The organism is Streptomyces sp. SID3212 (assembly GCF_009865405.1).
Lineage (GTDB): Bacteria > Actinomycetota > Actinomycetes > Streptomycetales > Streptomycetaceae > Streptomyces.
Window position 1 is genome coordinate 1 of sequence record NZ_WWJY01001113.1, and the last position, 3,640, is coordinate 3,640.

Annotated in this window: 4 protein-coding genes and 1 pseudogene; 3 read left to right on the forward strand and 2 right to left on the reverse strand. The window is 73.2% G+C overall.

All coding sequences use genetic code 11. The features are described 5' to 3' along the window. The 3 genes from GT042_RS33055 to GT042_RS33065 form a co-directional block, all read left to right on the forward strand. The coding region (locus tag GT042_RS33055; RefSeq protein ID WP_272925792.1) for an acyl-CoA dehydrogenase family protein at positions 1 to 543 on the forward strand (543 nt) is incomplete at its 5' end. 187 nt (positions 544 to 730) lie between these two features. Further along, entirely contained in the window at positions 731 to 1,624 is an 894-nt protein-coding gene (locus tag GT042_RS33060; RefSeq protein WP_161312374.1) for a phosphatidylinositol-specific phospholipase C/glycerophosphodiester phosphodiesterase family protein, read from the forward strand. A 120-nt stretch (positions 1,625 to 1,744) separates the two neighbouring features. Further along, the gene (locus GT042_RS33065) at positions 1,745 to 1,939 is read left to right on the forward strand and encodes a hypothetical protein (RefSeq protein WP_161312375.1); all 195 of its coding nucleotides are present in this window, start codon (positions 1,745 to 1,747) and stop codon (positions 1,937 to 1,939) included. A gap of 96 nt (positions 1,940 to 2,035) precedes the next feature. Here the strand turns inward: GT042_RS33065 and GT042_RS33070 are convergent. Beyond that, positions 2,036 to 2,228 (reverse strand): annotated as a pseudogene (locus GT042_RS33070) (aldehyde dehydrogenase family protein); the annotation flags it as partial. A gap of 160 nt (positions 2,229 to 2,388) precedes the next feature. After that, complete coding sequence (locus GT042_RS33075; RefSeq protein ID WP_161312376.1) at positions 2,389 to 3,405, reverse strand: acetamidase/formamidase family protein; 1,017 nt, start codon at positions 3,403 to 3,405, stop codon at positions 2,389 to 2,391. Positions 3,406 to 3,640: the final 235 nt, after the last annotated feature.

Sequence of the window (3,640 nt, forward strand, 5' to 3'; positions counted from 1 at the left end):
CCCCTCGACCTGACCCGCCCCCTCGCGAGCGTCACCGCGGACCCCGGGGCGGGGACGCGGATCGCCGGCCCGGCGACCGCCGAGGCAGCTGTGCGCCGGGGACTGCTGGCCGGGGCCGGACTGCTCGCCTCCGAACAGCTCGGGATCGCCGAGTGGTGCCTGGAGGAAACCGTCAGGCACACCCGGGAGCGCCACCAGTTCAACCGTCCCGTCGGCTCGTTCCAGGCGCTCAAGCACCGGATGGCGCAGCTCTGGCTCCAGGTCGTCTCGGCCCGCGCCGCCGCCCGTAACGCGGCCGACGCCCTCGCCACCGGCAGTCCCGACGCGCCGCTCGCCGTGGCCGTCGCCCAGGCGTACGCCGGGCGGGTCGCGGTCCACGCGGCCGAGGAGTGCGTGCAGTTGCACGGCGGTACGGGCATGACGTGGGAGCACCCCGCCCACCTCTACCTCAAGCGGGCGAAGGCCGACGAGATCGCCCTGGGCACCCCGGGCCACCACAAGCAGACCCTGGCGCGGCTGACGAACCTCCCGGCACCTCGCTGACCCGCCGGCCCGGAGCGCGGGGACCGGCCCTTCCGGCCCCCGCGCTCCGTCGGTGCGCGTCCCGCCACCGCCCCCCACCCAACGGGCAGTTGTCGAGCGGCCGAACACTTCACGCTCCGTGTTTTCCGCCCTGCCGCGGGAGCCGATACTCACCGGGACCGCCCCACCGCGTCCCCACGGAGCCCCCATGCCCCTCACCACGCGCCGCAGAGCCGTCAGCACGTTCGCCGCCGCACTCACGGCGGTGGTCGCGGCCCCCGCGTACGCCCACGCCGCACCCGAAGCAGCCGCCGCCACAGGGAAGGACATCCCCCGAACCGGCCCCGGAGCACGGCCGTTGGCCCACGCCCACGCCCACAACGACTACCTCCACCCCCGCCCCCTCCACGACGCGCTGGACCACGGCTTCACCAGCGTCGAGGCCGACATCTTCCTCGTCGACGGCGAGCTGCTCGTCGCCCACGAGGCCGCGGACCTCGACCCGGCCCGTACGCTGCGCTCGCTCTACCTGGACCCGCTGCGCTCCCGCGTCCGGGCCCACCACGGCTCCGTGTACCCGGGGCACCACCGGCCCGTACAACTCCTCATCGACATCAAGAACGACGGCGCCGCCGCCTACGCCGAACTGCACCGCCAACTCACCCCGTACCGCTCGCTGTTGAGTACCTACGCGTACGGCGTGGTACGCCCCGGCGCGGTCACCCCCGTCATCTCCGGCGACCGGGCCGCGCGGGTACCGATGGAGGCGCAGCGCGTGCGCCACGCCTTCTACGACGGCCGCTTGGACGACCTCGGGACGGCCGCGGGCGCCGACTTCATCCCGCTCATCAGCGCCAACTGGACCCAGACGTTCAGCTGGTCGGGCGTCGGCCCGATCCCCACCGCCGAACGCGCCACGCTCCGCACCCTGGTGGACACCGCGCACCGGCGCGGCCAGCGGGTCCGCTTCTGGAGCACGCCCGACCTGCCGGGGCCCGCCCGGGACGCCGTATGGACCGAACTGCTGTCCGCCGGCGTCGACCACCTCAACACGGACGACCTGGCGGGCCTCGAACAGTTCCTCAGGAACCACCGTAAGTAATCACGGTCACCGCAGGTCAATCACCCGTTCGGCGGACACGCCGGTCGGCCGCGAGGACCGTCTCCTCCGCCACACTGGCGGCCGAATGCCGCAATCGCGCTGCGGCGGAGGAGGTTGGCCATGGCTATTTCGATCTCACTGGTGCTGCTGCTGGTGGTCCTCGCGGTGATCTTCGTCCGCACCGGCGGGCTGAAGATGTCACACGCCGTGACCTGTGTCCTGCTCGGATTCTTCCTGGCGGGCACGAGCATGGCGCCGAGCATCACGGAGGGGATCTCCGCCACGGCGAACGTGGTGGGCGACCTGAGGCCCTGACCCGGGCGGGGCACGGCCCACGGCCGGGGCACACCCGCGTCCGCCCCGGCCGGTGCGCGCCGTCGGGCCCCGGCTCCTCCCCGGCCTGCCCGGTGGTCACTCGAACCGACCGAGCGGCCGGGGAGCGAGGTTGCGCCGGACGTGCTTCACCCGCTGGTACTCCGCCGGCCCCGAGGGCCCCGGCCAGTCCGTACACGGTGTCGTTGGCCAGGGCCAACGCCTCCTGCTCGTCGCGGAACCGCTCGACCGTCAGCACGGGACCGGACGACTCGTCCCGTACCACCGACATGCCGGGAGGGGGGCGGCCGGGGAACCGGGGGAACATCAGGAACCGCCCGAGGACGCTACAGGAACGCCACAGGACCGCTCAGGCGTCGCCCCTGGGGGGATCCCCCTGGTCCGATCCCTGGGACACGTCCTGAATCACCCGGAAGGCGGCGGCCACACCGTCACCCGGTGGGCAGGACCGCCGCCGTCTCGCGCAGGTGCCGGTGCAGGCCGCCGTGCGGGTCACCCGCGGGCAGCCACTCCTTGCGGATCTTCGCCACGCACGTGTAGTTCGTGTCGCACACGTTGGCCAGCGGCGCCTCACCGGCCTGCGTGACCAGCTGGTACGCGTCCAGCTCGGAGAGACCGTAGTCGCGGGCCAGCCAACGCACCAGATCCAGCTGGGAGATGCGGAACGCGTCCTCCAACGGGCGCGCCGAGCCCGTCGAGATGATGTGGGTGTCGGACTCGATACGCGGCCACGGCGTCGACACACCCTTGAGCAGCTCCACGATCACCACGGTGTTCATGGCGCACTCGACGGCCACCCCGCACGTCTCGCCCTCCCCCTGCCGGGCGTGCCCGTCGCCGAGGCTCAGCAGCGCGCCCTCCACGTTCACCCCGAGGTAGCACGTCACGCCGGCGCGCATCTCCGGGGTGTCCATGTTGCCGCCGTGCGCGTCGGGGACCAGCGCGGACCGTACCTCCAGGTTGGCCGGCGCCACCCCGACCGTGCCGTGCATCGGATCCATCGGCAGCTCGATCCTGATGTCGCTGTCGCGCGCGCTGAACAGACAGGTGCCGCGCTCCCGGTCGAGCTGCCACATCCACACGACCTCCGGCAGCGGCGGCTGGAGGGTCGCCGTCGTGGTGGTGGAGGTCAGCGCGCCGAAGAGCGGCACGGTGGAGGAGGCCGCCCAGTCCCGCGCGGGCCGGATCGACACGAAGTGCACCGCCAGCGTGTCGCCGGGCTCCGCGCCCTCGACGTAGAAGGGGCCCGTCTGCGGGTTGAGGAACGGGAACTCGCACACCTGGGAGACCAGATCGTCCACGGACCGGACCCGCCCCGCGAAGCAGTCCTCGGTGAACAGGTCCAGGACCGTGCCCGGGGTGATGCGCGCGACGGGCGCGACGCCGCCGAACGTCCAGGCGTACTCACCGATCTCCGGCCGTACGGTCAGGATCCTCGGGTCACTCATGGGGCGCGCCTCTTCCTCTGTCGGACGGGGGGATGTGCGGACGTGCGGATGCGCGGACATGCGCCTGTACGGGTGTGCGGACGCGGCTCCACGGTCCCACCGGCGATCACCGTACGGCGCGGCCCCCGCCGGGCGGAAGACGCCGCCGGGACACATCCGGGCGGAAGGGGCGCCCGGTCACACGTCGCCGAGCGCACCCGCCAGCGCCGCGGCGGCGTCGTGGTCCCCGGGCCCG